Source organism: Microbacterium sp. zg.Y1084 (assembly GCF_024623595.1).
Classification (GTDB): Bacteria; Actinomycetota; Actinomycetes; order Actinomycetales; family Microbacteriaceae; genus Microbacterium; species Microbacterium wangruii.
The window spans coordinates 78931-93285 of the sequence record NZ_JANJGV010000004.1 but is presented as its reverse complement, the minus strand read 5'-3'; the positions used below and the strand labels follow the sequence as shown (position 1 = coordinate 93285).

General features: G+C 71.5%; 14 protein-coding genes. 6 read left to right on the top strand and 8 right to left on the bottom strand.

Annotation, left to right across the window (positions count from 1 at the left end):
- Positions 1-7 precede the first annotated feature (7 nt).
- The 7 genes from mnhG to NQ165_RS08535 form a co-directional block, all read right to left on the bottom strand.
- Positions 8-364: a monovalent cation/H(+) antiporter subunit G gene (gene mnhG / locus NQ165_RS08565; RefSeq protein ID WP_257532601.1), complete on the bottom strand. Its 357-nt coding sequence runs from the start codon at positions 362-364 to the stop codon at positions 8-10.
- Entirely contained in the window at positions 361-630 is a 270-nt protein-coding gene (locus NQ165_RS08560; protein ID WP_257532599.1) for a monovalent cation/H+ antiporter complex subunit F, read from the bottom strand. The genes mnhG and NQ165_RS08560 overlap by 4 nt, the downstream gene beginning before the upstream one ends.
- On the bottom strand, positions 627-1211 hold the full coding sequence (locus NQ165_RS08555; protein ID WP_257532597.1) for a Na+/H+ antiporter subunit E: 585 nt from the start codon (positions 1209-1211) through the stop codon (positions 627-629). The genes NQ165_RS08560 and NQ165_RS08555 overlap by 4 nt, the downstream gene beginning before the upstream one ends.
- Complete coding sequence (locus NQ165_RS08550) at positions 1208-2773, bottom strand: Na+/H+ antiporter subunit D (RefSeq protein ID WP_257532596.1); 1566 nt, start codon at positions 2771-2773, stop codon at positions 1208-1210. Before NQ165_RS08550 ends, NQ165_RS08555 begins: the two co-directional genes overlap by 4 nt.
- The gene (locus NQ165_RS08545; protein WP_257532593.1) at positions 2770-3294 is read right to left on the bottom strand and encodes a Na(+)/H(+) antiporter subunit C; all 525 of its coding nucleotides are present in this window, start codon (positions 3292-3294) and stop codon (positions 2770-2772) included. The genes NQ165_RS08550 and NQ165_RS08545 overlap by 4 nt, the downstream gene beginning before the upstream one ends.
- Positions 3291-6224 carry a Na+/H+ antiporter subunit A gene (locus NQ165_RS08540; RefSeq protein ID WP_257532590.1) on the bottom strand — a complete coding sequence of 978 codons (2934 nt, stop codon included), beginning with the start codon at positions 6222-6224 and terminating at the stop codon, positions 3291-3293. Before NQ165_RS08540 ends, NQ165_RS08545 begins: the two co-directional genes overlap by 4 nt.
- A gap of 98 nt (positions 6225-6322) precedes the next feature.
- Positions 6323-7375, bottom strand: a complete 1053-nt coding sequence (locus NQ165_RS08535; protein ID WP_257532588.1) for a LacI family DNA-binding transcriptional regulator — start codon at positions 7373-7375, stop codon at positions 6323-6325.
- 59 nt (positions 7376-7434) lie between these two features.
- Between NQ165_RS08535 and NQ165_RS08530 the strand changes: the two genes are divergently transcribed.
- From NQ165_RS08530 to NQ165_RS08510, 5 genes are all read left to right on the top strand, one after another.
- Positions 7435-8682: an MFS transporter gene (locus NQ165_RS08530; protein ID WP_257532586.1), complete on the top strand. Its 1248-nt coding sequence runs from the start codon at positions 7435-7437 to the stop codon at positions 8680-8682.
- Between the two features lie 9 nt (positions 8683-8691).
- Positions 8692-9390 (top strand): endonuclease NucS, encoded by a 699-nt coding sequence (gene nucS, locus NQ165_RS08525; protein ID WP_257532584.1) that lies wholly within the window; start codon positions 8692-8694, stop codon positions 9388-9390.
- Positions 9391-9436: 46 nt separating this feature from the next.
- A complete protein-coding gene (locus tag NQ165_RS08520) occupies positions 9437-10120 on the top strand; it encodes an HAD hydrolase-like protein (protein WP_257532582.1) in 684 nt (227 codons plus the stop codon).
- Positions 10117-11367 (top strand): hypothetical protein, encoded by a 1251-nt coding sequence (locus NQ165_RS08515; protein ID WP_257532580.1) that lies wholly within the window; start codon positions 10117-10119, stop codon positions 11365-11367. Before NQ165_RS08520 ends, NQ165_RS08515 begins: the two co-directional genes overlap by 4 nt.
- A gap of 62 nt (positions 11368-11429) precedes the next feature.
- Positions 11430-13499 (top strand): bifunctional lysylphosphatidylglycerol flippase/synthetase MprF, encoded by a 2070-nt coding sequence (locus NQ165_RS08510; protein WP_257532578.1) that lies wholly within the window; start codon positions 11430-11432, stop codon positions 13497-13499.
- A gap of 4 nt (positions 13500-13503) precedes the next feature.
- Here the strand turns inward: NQ165_RS08510 and NQ165_RS08505 are convergent, their stop codons facing one another.
- A complete protein-coding gene (locus NQ165_RS08505) occupies positions 13504-13710 on the bottom strand; it encodes a cold-shock protein (RefSeq protein ID WP_257507210.1) in 207 nt (68 codons plus the stop codon).
- A 143-nt stretch (positions 13711-13853) separates the two neighbouring features.
- On the opposite strand from NQ165_RS08505, the gene NQ165_RS08500 reads away from it, so the two are divergent.
- Positions 13854-14330: a GNAT family N-acetyltransferase gene (locus NQ165_RS08500; protein WP_257532576.1), complete on the top strand. Its 477-nt coding sequence runs from the start codon at positions 13854-13856 to the stop codon at positions 14328-14330.
- Positions 14331-14355 lie beyond the last annotated feature (25 nt).

Here is a 14355-nt window from a genome sequence, read left to right as displayed (position 1 = left end):
CGACGGCTCAGCCGCCGGCGGCGGGCGGCGTCTCGCGAGACTCGGCCAGCTCGTCGGTGAAGAGCGAGCGCCTGTCGAGCGTGCCGTTGCGGTAGGCGGCGCGGCCGACCATGTGCGCCGACAGCGGTGCGGTGGCCAGCTGCACCAGCACGATCGCGACGAGGAACGCCACGACCGCCCAGGAGCGCGCCGACAGCGCCACAGCCAGGCAGATGAGGATGAGACCGAGAACCTGTGGCTTCGTCGCCGCGTGCAGTCGCGACGGCACGTCGTGGAACCGCAGCAGGCCCACCGCTGCGGTCAGGCACAGCAGCGCGCCCAGGAGGATCAGCACCATCGAGAGCACATCCAGCACGGCGTTCATCGGTCGGTGTTGTCCCTTCTCGCGACGAACCGCGCGATCGAGATGGAGCCGAAGACGCCGACGGCGGCGATGATCAGCAGCACCGGCAGGGTGCGGGTGTGATGGTTGATCGCCATGTCGGCGCCCAGCAGGCACATCACGAGCGTCAGCAGCACGTCCGACGCCACCGCCCGGTCGAGGATCGACGGGCCGATGATGATGCGCCACAGGGTCAGCACGCCGGAGACGGCGAAGACCCCGTAGATGAGCACCAGCAGCAGGTTCATACCGGCGTGCCTCCCTGCTGCGGCGACGTCACGCCCGCCGCGCGGATCTTCTCCAGCTGCGCCCGCGATCCCACGGCGCGCACGATGCGCGCCTCCCAGCCCTGGATGGCGGTGCGCTGCTTGACCACATCGGCTTCGCTGTCCACGCCGATGACGTGGAGGTAGAGGATGCGGCGGTCACGGTCGGCCTCGACCACCAGCGACCCCGGGATGAGGGAGGCGGTCACTCCGACGTGCGTCATGATCAGGTCGTCGTCGGTGCGCAGCGGCACCGCGATGATGGCGGTGCCGGGGTAGCGTCGCGGGTCGACGACCTGCCACGCCACGAGCAGCGAGCCGCGCACGACGGCGCCGAAGAACGTCAGCAGGAACACCAGGCCGTACCAGAGGTTCACGCGGCCCGACAGCTCCACCGGCGGCAGGCGGAACACCCGGGTGACGAAGACCGCCACGGCCAGCCCGGTGACGAACGCCAGCGGCGTGAATTGGCCCCACAGCAGCATCCACAGGGCGATCAGCCAGACGAAGAAGGGCAGCTGTCGCCACAGCTGGGTGAGGACGGTGGACCGGTGGGGACTCATCGCTGCGTCCCCTCCTCGAGCTGCACGAGGGTCACCGGGTCCATGAGAGACGCGCCGATGCGCGTGCACACGTCATAGAGCGGTCCGGCGAACACCGTCAGCGAGACGGTGAGCACGACCATGCCCGTCGTCGCGGCGGTCATGATGCGCGGGATCACACGTCGGCGCGTCTGCGCGGCGGCCGCGGGGGCGCCGCCGAGATACGACAGGCGATCCTCGGTCTCGGCCTCGGCGTGGTCGTCTTCGTCCTCGCGCCAGAACGACAGGTTCCAGGCGCGCATCAGGGCGTACAGCGTGAGCAGGCTGGTGATGATGCCGCCGACGATCAGGACGATCATGAGCGGGGTGCCGACGGATGCCGCGGCGTCGAACAGCGCGAACTTGCCGATGAACCCGGAGAACGGCGGGAGCCCGCCCAGGTTGATCGCGGGGATGAAGTAGAGCACCGCCAGCAGTGGGGCGGCGCGCATGAGTCCGCGCACCTTGAGGATCGATGTGGACCCCGCCCGGCGCTCCACCAGTCCCACCGCGAGGAAGAGCGTCGTCTGCACGACGATGTGGTGGACCGTGTAGTACACGGTCGCGCCGATCGCGGCGGGGGTCGCGATCGCGAGCCCGAACACCATGTAGCCGATGTGGCTGACGAGGGTGAACGAGAGGATGCGCTTCAACTCCGCCTGCGCGACGGCACCCAGCACCCCCACGATCATCGTGGCCAGCGCGACGATGAGCAGGAGGGTGTTGACGTCGTTGTCGCGGAAGATCTGCGTCTCGGTGCGGATCATCGCGTAGACGCCGACCTTGGTCAGCAGGCCCGCGAACACCGCCGTCACCGGCGCGGGCGCGGTCGGGTAGGAGTCCGGCAGCCAGAACGACAGCGGGAAGATGGCGGCCTTGATGCTGAAGGCGACGAGCAGCAGCAGGTGCAGCACCAGCTGGGTCTCCTGCGGCAGCTCCCCCATCCGCTGCGACAGCTGCGCCATGTTCACCGTGCCCAGCGCTCCGTAGATCGCGGCGATGGCGGAGAGGAAGAGGATCGACGACACCAGCGAGACGACGATGTAGACCACGCCCGTGCGGATGCGCGACTCGGTGCCGCCCAGCGTGATCAGCACGTACGAGGCGACCAGCAGGATCTCGAACCCGACGTAGAGGTTGAACAGGTCACCGGCGATGAAGGCGTTGAAGATACCGGCCGCGAGGATCAGGTACGACGGGTGGAAGATCGACACCGGGGTCTCGTCATCGCCGTCGGCCGCGCCCTGTCCCACCGAGAACAGCAGCACGGCGAGCAGAACGATGCTCGAGACCATCACCAGCAGCGCCGCGAGGCGGTCGACGTACAGCACGATGCCGAAGGGGATCGGCCATCCGCCCACCGATACGGCGATGGGGAGGTCCGAGGAGTCCACGGCGACCAGCAGCACGGCGGCGATGATGCACACCAGCGTCAGCGTGAGGGTGGAGACCGCGACCTGGGTGCGGCGGTGGCGCCCCGCGATGAGCGCGACGGCGGCACCGAGCAGCGGCAGGGCGACCAGCAGGGGCACGAGGGCGCTCATCGGTCACCTCCGCGGGCCGGGCGATCGGTGGGGGCGTCGTCGCGCAAGCCGGGGACGTCCTTCGCGTGCAGCACCGTGATGGGTGCGGTCTCGACGCCGACGAAGTCCGTCGTCGCGTCGTCGTCCTCCTCGTCGACCTCGTCGTCCATCGAGTCCTCATCGGTGGCGCTGCGCTCTCGCACGGCGACGTCCTCTTCGTCGTCCTCGACGGTGTCGGCCTGGCCGAGCTGCCAGGAGCGGTAGATGAGGGCGAGGAGGAAGGCCGAGACGGCGAAGGTGATGACGATGGCCGTCAAGGTGAGCGCCTGCGGCAGCGGGTCGCTCATCTGCTCGGCATCGGCGGCCCCGAAGAACGGGGCCGTGCCCGGCCGGCCCATGACGATGAGCAGGAACAGGTTCGCCGCGTTGCCCAGCAGCAGGAAGCCGATGAGCACACGGGTGAGGCTGCGCTCGAGCATCGCATACACCCCGGCGGCGAACAGAGCGCCCATGATGATGACGAGGGTGAAGGAGACGGTCATGACGACAGCACCCCCTTCTCCCGCAGCTCCTGCGTCTGCCGGTCGACCTCCGCGCCGAGGCTGCGCAGCACGTCGAGCACCAGACCGATGACCACGAGGTACACGCCGACATCGAAGATCGTCGAGGTCACGAACTCGACGTGGCCGAGCACGGGCAGCTTCGCTTCCCAGAACGTGCTCGTCAGCGGCGCCTCACCGAAGAGCAGCGGCACGACGGCGGTGCCGACCGCCAGCGCCATGCCCACGCCGAGCAGGCGCCCGGCATCGGTGGGCGCGGCCGCGCCGAGTTCGTAGCGGCCGCCGGCGACGTAGCGCATGACGAGGCCCATACCGGCGACCAGACCACCGGCGAAGCCGCCACCGGGCAGGTTGTGCCCGGCGAACAGTAGGTAGATCGACACGAGCATGATCGTGTGGAAGAGGATGCGCACGATCACTTCGAGCATGATCGAGCGGTTCTCGGGCCGCACCCGCTGCCCGCCCACGAGCCACGTGCGCGGGGCACCCCGGTTGTCCGCCGTCTGCGGCCGCGGTCCCTCGTCGGTCTCGACGAGCGGCCGGCGCGTGCGCACCGCGAGGTTGGGCAGCGGCGAGACCGCGCGCGACAACGTGTCGGCGCGATGCGTGACGAAGACGAGGGATGCCACACCGGTGGCCGCGAGGATCAGCACCGAGAGCTCGCCCATCGTGTCCCAGCCGCGCAGGTCGACGAGGGTGACGTTGACGACGTTCTTGCCGTGACCGAGCTCGTAGGCGAGCTCGGGGAACACCGCCGAGATCGGCTCTGCCACCCGGGCGCCGGTCGCGACGACGGCGACGGCGGCCATGGTGACGCCCACCGCGACGGCCAGCACGGCGCGCGCCACGGGGAGCACCGAGGCGTTGTGCTCGCCCAGGCGGGCGGGGATGCGGCGCAGCACGAGCGCGAAGGCGACGAGGGTGACCGTCTCGACCAGCACCTGCGTGAGGGCGAGGTCGGGGGCGCCGCTCGTGGCGAAGAGGGTCACCATGCCGAGCCCGGTGACCGACACGAGCACGACGCCGGTGTAGCGCTTGCGGGCGCGCACGGCGACGATGCCGGCGATGATCATGACCGGCGCGACGAGCAGCTGTGTCGGTGACTGCCAGGCATCGAGGCTGATGCGCCACTGCGGGGACGCCAGCAGCGCCGTGCCCTCCGCGGCGACCAGCACCACGAAGATCGTGCCCACGTACACCGGAAGCGATCCTCGCTGGGTCACGGTCACCGTGAACACGGCCATCCGGGCGATCCCGCGCAGCACCGCGTTGTACGCGTCGGCGGCGGTGAAAGGGAGCAGCCGCTTGGGTGCGCGGAACCGGATGACGAGCCAGAAGAGCACGGCGCCGACGGCGATCGATCCGAGCGAGAGGAACAGGGCCGGCTCCAGGCCGTGCCAGAGGGCGAGGTGGTACACGTGATCGGGCGCCGTCACCCCCGGGCTCGCGACGGGCGCCGTGTCGGCGTAGGTCGCCAGCGCGCTGTCCATGAGCGGGGCGGCCAGTCCCGCGACCAGTGTGAGGCCGGCCAGCACGACGGGGGCGCCGAGGAATCCAATCGGCGGGTCTGGCCATTCCGTTCGCGGCATGGGCTCGCCGATGGCATCCTTCTTGGTCCAGAACGCGCCCCAGACGAATCGGATGCCGTATGCCGCGGTCAGAATGGAACCGAGAACCAAACCGACGAGACCGACCCACGCCCACACCTGGCCACCCAGCCCCTCGTGGAGGAAGGCGGTGAGGGCTGCTTCCTTGGCGACGAAGCCGATGGTCGGGATGACGCCCGCCATCGAGGCGACGGCGATGATCGAGAACGCCGCCAGAGTCGGCGCCTGGCGCCCGACTCCCGACAGCTCCGCGATGTCTCGGGTGGACAGCTGGCGGTCGATGACGCCGACCACGAGGAAGAGGGCCGACTTGAACAGCGCGTGGCTGATCAGCAGCGCCAGGCCCGCCAGCGCCGCATCGCGCGTGCCGTAGCCCAGGACGGCGGTGAGCATGCCGAGCTGACTGACGGTGCCGAAGGCGAGAACGCGCTTGAGGTCCGACTCGCGCAGGGCCTGCAGTCCGCCGATCAGCATGGTCAGGATGCCGAGCCCGATCACGATCGGGCGCCAGGGCGCTGCGAGGGCGAACACCGGGGCCAGACGTGCGATGAGGTAGATGCCGGCTTTCACCATGGCCGCCGCGTGCAGGTACGCACTCACCGGGGTGGGTGCGGCCATGGCGCCGGGCAGCCAGAAATGGAAGGGGAAGATCGCCGACTTGCTGAGGGCGCCGACGAGCATGAGCACCAGCGCGGCGTCGATCACCGGACCCGTCGGGGCGAGCGCCAGGATGCCGGAGAGACTCGTCGTCCCGGTCGCGACCACCATCAGCACGACGCCGATCAGCATGACGAGACCGCCGAGGGTGGTCACGAGGAGCGCCTGCAGTGCGGCACGGCGGCTGGCGCCGCGCCGATGGTAGAAGCCGATGAGCAGGTAGGACAGGACGCTGGTGACCTCCCAGAGCATCACGAGCACGACGATGTCGTCGGTGAGGACGAGGCCGTACATCGCGCCGGCGAAGGCCAGCAGCACTGCGCAGAACTGTCCGACGCCGTCACGCTTGCCGTCGAAGTACCAGCGGCAGTAGATCATCACGAGCGCGCCGACCCCGGTGACGACCAGGGCCATGACCCACCCGAGGGTGTCCATGCGCATGGACACCGAGATGTCCAGCGCCGGAATCCACGAGAACGTCTCGAACGGGGTGCGCCCGCCGAACACGTCGGGAGCCAGCGTCAGGGTGTGCGCGAACGCCACCAGAGGGAGGATCGCGGCGACGTAGAACGCGCGGGCGCCGATGCGGCCGACCAGCCACGGCAACGTCAGCGGGAGGACCGCGAACGCGCCGAGGAGGAGCAGCATACGCGGCCTCCTCAGGGGTCGCAGCCAAAGGCACGGGCGTTCAGGATCGGATCCATTCTACGGGGGCGAAGAAGTGCTCCCGGTCGCCGGCGGCCCGATCAGCGGCGCGGAGCGGTCGTATTCCCCTCGCGGTACACACTCCGGAAGCACACCGACGGGGCCTCTTCACCGTCGAGCATGGCCATCACGGCCGCACCGGCCGCTCGGCCCTTTTCGGCCGCGGGCTGCACCATGGTGGTGAGCACGAACGGCGCGAGACCGTCCACATCGATGCCGTCGAAGCCCGTCACACTGACATCGCCCGGCACGGTGAGTCCCAGCTCCTCCGCGGCGCGCACGACACCCGCCGCGAGCAGGTCGCTCTGCGCGAGCACCGCGGTGGGGCGCGTCGCCGGATCGGCCAGGATCGCACGGCCGGCGGCGAGCCCGGCATCGATCGAGCTCGCCTCGGCGGCGAACACCGCGGCGTGCGGGTAGACCTCCCGCGCACCCGCCAGCCGGTCGCGCACCACGTCGATGGCGATCTGCCCCTGCCGGTCGGGGTCGATCCACCCCGGCACGCCGCCGCGATGCGTCGGAAGGGTGACGATGGCCGCCTCGGTGTGGCCGAGCGCGCGCACCCGCTCGGCGAGGGTCCGCTGCGCCTCCCTGTTGTCGAGGAGGACCCGAGGCACGTCCGGCCCGGCGTCGCCCTCGATCACCACGACCGGGACGCCGCGGGCGCGCAGCATCGCGAGGGACTCCGCCATGGCGGGGGTGCAGCCCACCAGCACGGCCGCGTCGATCGGGGCGGTGGTCGCCCGCGCGCCCTGCGCAGCGGCGCCCGCGCTGTCGCGCAGCAGCAGCAGGGCGGCATCCACCGGCGCGACCGCTTCGGCAAGGCCGTCCATCATCGCCCGCACCACGGGATCGACGAACGCGGCGCCGAGGTGCCCGATGAACACCACTCCCACGATGCCCGAGCGCCCCAGCCGCAGCGACGCCGCGCGCGGGTCGGGCCCGGTGTACCCGAGGGCGGCGGCGGCATCGAGCACGCGCGTCCGAGTGGCATCCGTGACGGGGGTCTTGCCGCTGAACACGACGGACGCGGTCGACGGCGAGACCCCCGCGGTGCGGGCGACGTCGGCGATCGTTGCGCGGCGTGTGCTCATGACCTCCCGATCGTAGCCTGCGCGATTTCGCCGTCGAATCGATTCGCTACGCTGACTCGGTGACCATCGACCTCGCCCGCTCCCCGTTCGTGCGCTGGCGCACCGCCATCTTCGCGATCTTCGCCGCCAGCGGGCTGAGCATCGCGACCTGGGCGTCGCGCGTTCCGTCGATCAAAGCCGACCTCGGCATCGAGAACAGCGACATCGGGCTGCTGCTGCTGGGCATGGGGGTCGCCTCGATCCTGGGCCTCTCGGCGTCGTCGGTGGTGATCGCCCGCTTCGGCACGCGCACCGGCATGCTCGGCGCGATGATCGTCTTCGCCGGCGGCGTCGCCCTGATCGGCATCGGCACCAATCTCGTCCCGTCGATCGCGCTCGTGCTCATCGGCCTCGTGCTCTTCGGCTTCGGCAACGGATCCGTCGACGTGATGATGAACGTCGACGGCGCCGCGATCGAGACGCAGTCCTCCAAGACGCTGCTTCCGCTGTTCCACGCCTTCTTCAGCGTGGGCACGGTGCTCGGCGCCGGCCTGGGCGCCCTCGCCGCGACCCTGCGCATCGACGTGTTCACCCACACCGCGATCGTGGCGGTGGTGATCCTCGTGGTGGCCTTCGTCGCCCATGCCAACGTACCCACCCACCTCGGCGCCGACGCCCCGCAGACCGATCCGGACACGCCCCGGGAGGGCTGGCGTGCGCGCCTCGCCCTCGCGCTCTCGGCCTGGCGGGAGCCCCGCACCTACGCCCTGGGCGTCGTGATGCTCGGCATGGCCTTCGCTGAGGGGGGCGCCAACGACTGGCTCGCGCTCGGCGTGAGCGAGGACCACGGCGGCGGGCAGGCGCTGGGCGCCGCGGCACTGATGGTGTTCTCCGTCGCGATGACCGTCGTCCGGGTGCTCGGTGGCCCCCTGGTGGACCGATTCGGCCGGGTGGGGGTGCTGCGCGTGCTCGCGGTGACGGCCACCGCCGGCATCCTGCTGTTCATCCTCGCGCCCAACCTGCCCCTCGTGTTCGTCGGCGCCGCCCTCTGGGGCATGGGCGCCTCGCTCGGCTTCCCTCTGGGCATGTCAGCGGCCGCCGACGACCCCGCCAAGGCCGCTGCCCGCGTGAGCGCCGCCGCCACGATCGGGTACGTCGCCTTCCTGTGCGGTCCACCCGTGCTCGGCTTCATCAGCGACCGGATCGGCCTGCTGAACACGCTGTTCGTGGTCGTGGCGCTCGTGGCGGCGTCGGGATTCGCGTCGTCGTCGGCTCGACCGCCCGCCGGTGCCGCCGTCGGTGCGGGTCGCACCGGGGAGCACGGGTAGGCTCGTCGGGTGCGTCTGGTCATCGCCCGCTGTTCCGTCGATTACGCGGGGCGCCTCAACGCGCACCTGCCCACTGCGACGCGCCTGCTCGTCCACAAGGGCGACGGCAGTCTGCTGGTGCACTCCGATGGGGGGTCGTACAAACCCCTCAACTGGATGAGCCCACCCTGCTCCCTCACGGTCGAGACCCCGGCGGTCGCCGAGGAGCTCGAGGAGCAGGTCGTCGAGCAGTGGCGGGTGACGCACGCCAAGACCGGCGACTCGCTGGTGGTGCGCATCTACGAGGTGCTGCACGACTCATCGCATGAGCTCGGGGTGGACCCGGGCCTCGTGAAGGACGGCGTCGAGGCCGACCTGCAGCGCCTGCTGGCGGAGCAGGTGGGGGTGATCGGCGAAGGTCTGACGCTCGTGCGCCGCGAGTTCCCCACCGCCATCGGCCCGGTCGATCTGCTGCTGCGCGATCCCGCCGGCGGCACCGTCGCGGTCGAGGTCAAGCGCCGCGGCGACATCGACGGCGTCGAGCAGCTCACCCGCTACCTCGAGCTGCTGGGCCGCGACCCGCACCTCGCGCCGGTCACCGGCGTCTTCGCCGCCCAGGAGATCAAGCCGCAGGCGCGGGTGCTCGCCGCCGATCGCGGCATCCGCTGCGTGACGCTGGACTACGACGAGATGAAGGGCATCGACTCCGGCGCGCCCCGCCTGTTCTGACCCGATCCCCGTCCCGCTGCGGCAGGGGGCGGATTAGGGTGGGGGGATGCCGCTGCGGTCCCCCTTCACCTGCGTCCTCTGGGACGTCGACGGCACGGTCGTCGATGCCTCGGTGGGGATCCTCCGCCGCCTCGCCCTGACGCTCGAGCACTACGGCAAGCCCGCACCCACCCGCGCCGAGCTGGTGCACTGGATCGGCCCGCCGATGTTCGAGTCGTTCCAGACCAACGTGGGGATGACCCCGGAGCAGTCCGCCGAGGCGGTCGCCTTCTACCGCAGGCTGGGCAAGGCCGACGGGTACACCCGCGACGCTCGGCTGTACCCCGGCATCGCCGACCTCATGGCGGACCTGGCCGCGGCCGGCATCGCGCAGGCGACGGCGAGCTCGAAACCCGAGATCCAGGTGCTCGCTCTGATGGAGCACTTCGAGCTCTCCCCCCACCTCGCCGCCATCGTCGGCGCGACCGCCGACGAGCGCACCCTCAGCGCCAAGGCGGACATCGTCGCCGAGTCGCTGCGGCGCCTGCGAGCGGCGGGCGCGGACACCAGCCGCCCCGTGCTGATCGGCGACCGTCATCACGACGTCGAGGGGGGAGCGGAGCACGATGTGCCGGTCATCTTCGTGCGCTGGGGGTTCAGCTGGCCTCATGAGGCCGAGGGGGCATCGGCCGTCGTCGACTCGGTCGCACAGCTGCGGGCGCTGCTGCTGGTGGAGGATTCCGCCGGATGAGCGTCGACCCGGAGGGCGCCGCGGGCTGGATCATCCCGGCCCTCGTCGTGTTCGGGGTCACCGCCCTGCTCGTGGCTGCGGGCCTCTGGGCGCTCCGGCGGGCCGGTCGAGGACCGCGCGCCCGCGCGGCGGCCGACGCCGAGCGCACGCGCGCCGGCTCGGCGCTGGTGCAGCTCGACGACGCCGTTGCCGAGCTCGACCTCGAGGTGGAGCTGTCGGGCGCCCTCTACGACGGCGCCGCTCCCCCGTCGCTGCGCCGCGCGCGCATGACGGCGCAGCACGTGCGCGACCAGGCGTTCGAGGCGTTCCGCGACCTCGATGTCGCGCACCCGACCGAGGCGCGGCGCACGGCCGCCCGCATCCGCGCCCGTGTCGACGGCGCTCTGGCGGCCGTGACGCAGGCCAGGGCCGTGCACGACGAGTGGGTGCGGGCGCACGGATCGGCGAGCGCGCAGGTCGACGCCGCCACCCACCGTCTCGCACGCCTGCGCACCGAGCTCGGGGATCCCGGGACCCTCGTGGCCGACCTGTCGAGTCGCTATGACGCCGCCGAGTGGCGTGACGCGGATGCCGCCGCGCGCACGGCATCCGCCGCCCTCGCCGCCGCGGAGACCCGCATCGCCGCGGCACGGCTGAGTGCCGCCGACCCCACGCGCAGCGCGCTGCCGGAGCTCACCGCCGCGCAGCGGGAACTGCGCCGGGCGGAGACCGCCTCCCGCAGTCTCGATGAGGCCTACCGGCTCGTCACGGATGCCGCCCTCGCGGTGCCGCAGGAGTTCGAGGCCGCCCGCACCGCCATCGCGCAGGCGGGTCGCACGCGCGACGACCTGGAGCCCGCCGACGCCGAGCGGCTGAGCGCCGAACTGCGAGCGGTGGCCGACGGCGTCGCCGCGCTGGAATCCGACGCCGCGCGCCGACCGACGGCGACGGTTGCGGAGCTGGCCCGCCTGCGCGGCCGACTGGATCTCGCCCTCGGCGACGCCCGCACCGCCCAGCAGCGTCTGCGCGGTGCGCGCTCGGCTCTGCCGGGCACCCTCGCCGCAGCACGAGGCGCCCTCGCCCGGGCGGAGGGCGCGGCCGCCGGCGCGGGAGCAGACGCCCGCGTGCGCCTCGACGCCGCTCAGCGGGAGATGGCCGCGGCCCGGCAGTCTCAGGACCCGGTCTCCGCGCTGGATGCCGCCCGCCGGGCGATCCGGCACGCCGAGGATGCCGAGGCGCTGGCGGCGTACGCCCGCCTGGCACGCTGATCCGCCACGCGAATCCCGCGACGACCCTGCGGCTGCCCGGGTCGCACGCCTAGGGTGTCCTCATGACCGAGGGCACCGCGTCACGACGTCTGCTGCCGCGAGTGGCCAGACGGCTCCCGGTCGCTCTGAGCCTCGTGGTTCTGCTGCTGGTCTGCGCGGTGGGGTCCCAGGCGCTGTGGCGTCCGCTGTCGCGGTCCCCCCTCTGGGACCAGGTGGCCTACGGCGTCCCCGCGTTCGCCGACGGGCGGTGGTGGACGCCCCTCACGGGCACTTTCTTCAGCGACCCGCCGTGGCTCTACGTCATCGTGGTGTCCGGCTTCGCCGGCGTGGCCTTCTTGGAGTTTCGCCGGGGTTCCCGGATCGCGCTGAGCTGGTTCACCGCAGGCCAGCTCGTAGGGGTGCTCGCGATGATCGGCTTCATCGCCGCGGCGTCACTGGCGTGGCCGTGGCCGTGGGCCGCCGCGCAGGCGGCGTCGCTCGACGTCGGCCCGTCTGGCGGGACGATGGCCTGCATCGCGGCCTCGGCATCGGCCATGCGCTCGCCCTGGCGCGAGCGGGTGTGGTTCGTCGTCATCGGCGCTTGCGCCGTGCTGCTGCTGTTCTGGGCGACACTCGCCGACGTCGTGCATGCGTTCGCGGTTCTGCTCGTGCTGGTGGTGCAGCGCCCTCTCGCCGCGTGGCGCACCACCCTGCGGGAACGCCGGTTCCTGGGGTTCACGACCGCCCTCGCGATCGCGACGGCGGAGGTGCTCTCCTTCATCGCCCCCACGAGCGGCCCTTTCGGAGGGAGCGACGCTGCGTCGTCACCGCTGGTCAACGTCGTCGTCGACGTCGTGTTGCTCATGGTGGTGGCGCACGGACTGCGGCGCGGGCGCCGGTGGGCGTGGATCGTGAGCATCGTGCTCGCCGCGGTGAACATCGCGTGGTCGATCGTGGTCGGGGTCGGCGTGCGGGTGCCGGGCGTGCCCGACGACGCGTTCGGCGGCGACCCGGCACCGCTTGTCGCCGAGGCGGGGGTCTGGGCGATCTTCCTCGCGTACTTGGTCTGGTCGCGGGCGGCGTTCCGCGCGGGGCGCCACGCGACGATCGGCACCGACCCTGAGCCGACCGCCGAGGATGCCGCGCTCCTGCTGCGGGCCCATGGGGGCGGGACGCTGTCGTGGATGACGACGTGGAAGGACATGTCGTATCTGCGCACCACCACCGGCATCGTCGCCTATCAGCGCCACGCCGGGGTCGCCATCGCCCTCGCCGACCCCTTGGGCCCCGCCGACGGGCGGGCGGGATCGGTGTGGGAGTTCGCCGCGGCATCCGAGCGCGCGGGCATCGTGCCCTGCTGGTTCGGCGCCTCCGACGCGACCCGCCAGGCGGCTCCGGCCGGCTGGCGCAGCCTGGTCGTCGCCGATGACACGATCGTCGACCTGCCCGGCCTGCAGTTCGGCGGCAACGCCTGGAAGCCGGTGCGCACCTCCCTCAACCGAGCCCGGCGCGAGGGCATGACCTTCCGCCTCACCCGCCTGATCGACGAGAGCTGGGGCGTGCAGGCGCAGCTGCGGGTGATCTCCCAGTCATGGGTCGGGGGGAAGGACCTGCCCGAGATGGGCTTCACCCTGGGCACCCTCGATGAGGCGCGCGATCCCGAAGTGCGGCTGGCCCTGGCGATCTCCCCCGACGGCGATGTCGACGGGTTCCTGTCATGGCTGCCCGTGTACGGCGCCGGCGGCACGGTCACCGGCTGGACCCTCGACCTCATGCGGCGGCGCGAGGGCGGCTTCGTGCCCGTGATGGAGTACCTCATCGGCTCCAGCGCGCTGCAGTTCTCCGCGGAGGGCGCGCAGCTGATGTCGCTGTCCGGTGCTCCGCTGACGCACCACTACCCGCCGGGGGCCGGGGTCATCGCCGCGCTCAGCGAGCGGCTGGCCCAGTCTCTGGAGCCGGTGTACGGCTTCCGTTCGCTGCACCGCTTCAAGGAGAAGTTCCACCCTCGCTACGACACGCTCCACCTGCTCTACCGCGATGAGAGCGACCTGCCGAGGATCGGCGCGGGACTCGTCCGGGCATTCCTCCCGGACGCGTCCCTGCGCCAGTTCGCCGACGCCGGGCTCGTACTCGTGCGCGGCGAGGGCGACTGATCGATCAGATGGGGCGGATGTTCTCCGCCTGCAGGCCCTTGGGGCCCTGCGCGACTTCGAACTCGACCCGCTGGTTCTCCTCCAGCGAGCGGTATCCGCCGGCCTGGATGGCGGTGTAGTGAGCGAAGACGTCAGCGCCGCCTTCGTCGGGAGCGATGAAGCCGAAGCCCTTCTCGGAGTTGAACCACTTGACGGTGCCCTGCGTAGCCATGAACTGCCTTCGTGCTGAGGATGCCGAAGCGGTCGCCCCGACGATCCATACGCTAACGAAAGAGACTCGCCGCGTCAGCCCCCTTATTTCGACAGTGACGAAACCGTTGCATGTGCCTCCGGCGACACCGGTAGCGTGAACGGATGGGACATGTGGCGCTGCAACCGATGGGCGATGACGACCTCGACGCCGTGTTCGAGATGATGTGGCGCGGCGACGCCGATCCGGCATCCGCGCCGGCGCCGAGCGACGAGGACCGCGCCCGATTCGACCAGGCGATGGCGGCCGATCTCGCGTCCGCGGACACCACTCTGTTCACCGTGACCGAAGACGGCGACTTCGTCGGCACGGCGGTGGCGGGGCCGGCGGGCGACGACCGCTTCGTGAACGTCTGGATCAGCCCTTCGGCGCGCGGTCGCGGCGTCGCCACCGAGGCCCTGCGTCTGCTGATCTCACTCGAGCCGATCCGACCGCTCTTCGCCATCGTGAACGCCGGCGACGCGGCCGCCGCGGCCGTCGCCGAGCACAACGGCTTCGCCGACGTGTCAGCGGAACGCGCGGAGGGCCTCGGCCCCGGCGAGCGCCTGTACTCGCTGCCGCCCGTCCTCGACGGGGTCTGAGACGGCGGGCTCCGCTCGGAGCCCA

What these genes read in the sequence shown, in the direction of transcription:
- mnhG (WP_257532601.1), bottom strand. Translation starts at nt 364, where the DNA reads ATGAACGCCGTGCTGGATGTGCTCTCGATGGTGCTGATCCTCCTGGGC.
- NQ165_RS08560 (WP_257532599.1), bottom strand. Translation starts at nt 630, where the DNA reads ATGAACCTGCTGCTGGTGCTCATCTACGGGGTCTTCGCCGTCTCCGGC.
- NQ165_RS08555 (WP_257532597.1), bottom strand. Translation starts at nt 1,211, where the DNA reads ATGAGTCCCCACCGGTCCACCGTCCTCACCCAGCTGTGGCGACAGCTG.
- NQ165_RS08550 (WP_257532596.1), bottom strand. Translation starts at nt 2,773, where the DNA reads ATGAGCGCCCTCGTGCCCCTGCTGGTCGCCCTGCCGCTGCTCGGTGCC.
- NQ165_RS08545 (WP_257532593.1), bottom strand. Translation starts at nt 3,294, where the DNA reads ATGACCGTCTCCTTCACCCTCGTCATCATCATGGGCGCTCTGTTCGCC.
- NQ165_RS08540 (WP_257532590.1), bottom strand. Translation starts at nt 6,224, where the DNA reads ATGCTGCTCCTCCTCGGCGCGTTCGCGGTCCTCCCGCTGACGTTGCCG.
- NQ165_RS08535 (WP_257532588.1), bottom strand. Translation starts at nt 7,375, where the DNA reads ATGAGCACACGCCGCGCAACGATCGCCGACGTCGCCCGCACCGCGGGG.
- NQ165_RS08520 (WP_257532582.1), top strand. Translation starts at nt 9,437, where the DNA reads ATGCCGCTGCGGTCCCCCTTCACCTGCGTCCTCTGGGACGTCGACGGC.
- NQ165_RS08515 (WP_257532580.1), top strand. Translation starts at nt 10,117, where the DNA reads ATGAGCGTCGACCCGGAGGGCGCCGCGGGCTGGATCATCCCGGCCCTC.
- NQ165_RS08510 (WP_257532578.1), top strand. Translation starts at nt 11,430, where the DNA reads ATGACCGAGGGCACCGCGTCACGACGTCTGCTGCCGCGAGTGGCCAGA.
- NQ165_RS08505 (WP_257507210.1), bottom strand. Translation starts at nt 13,710, where the DNA reads ATGGCTACGCAGGGCACCGTCAAGTGGTTCAACTCCGAGAAGGGCTTC.
- NQ165_RS08500 (WP_257532576.1), top strand. Translation starts at nt 13,854, where the DNA reads ATGGGACATGTGGCGCTGCAACCGATGGGCGATGACGACCTCGACGCC.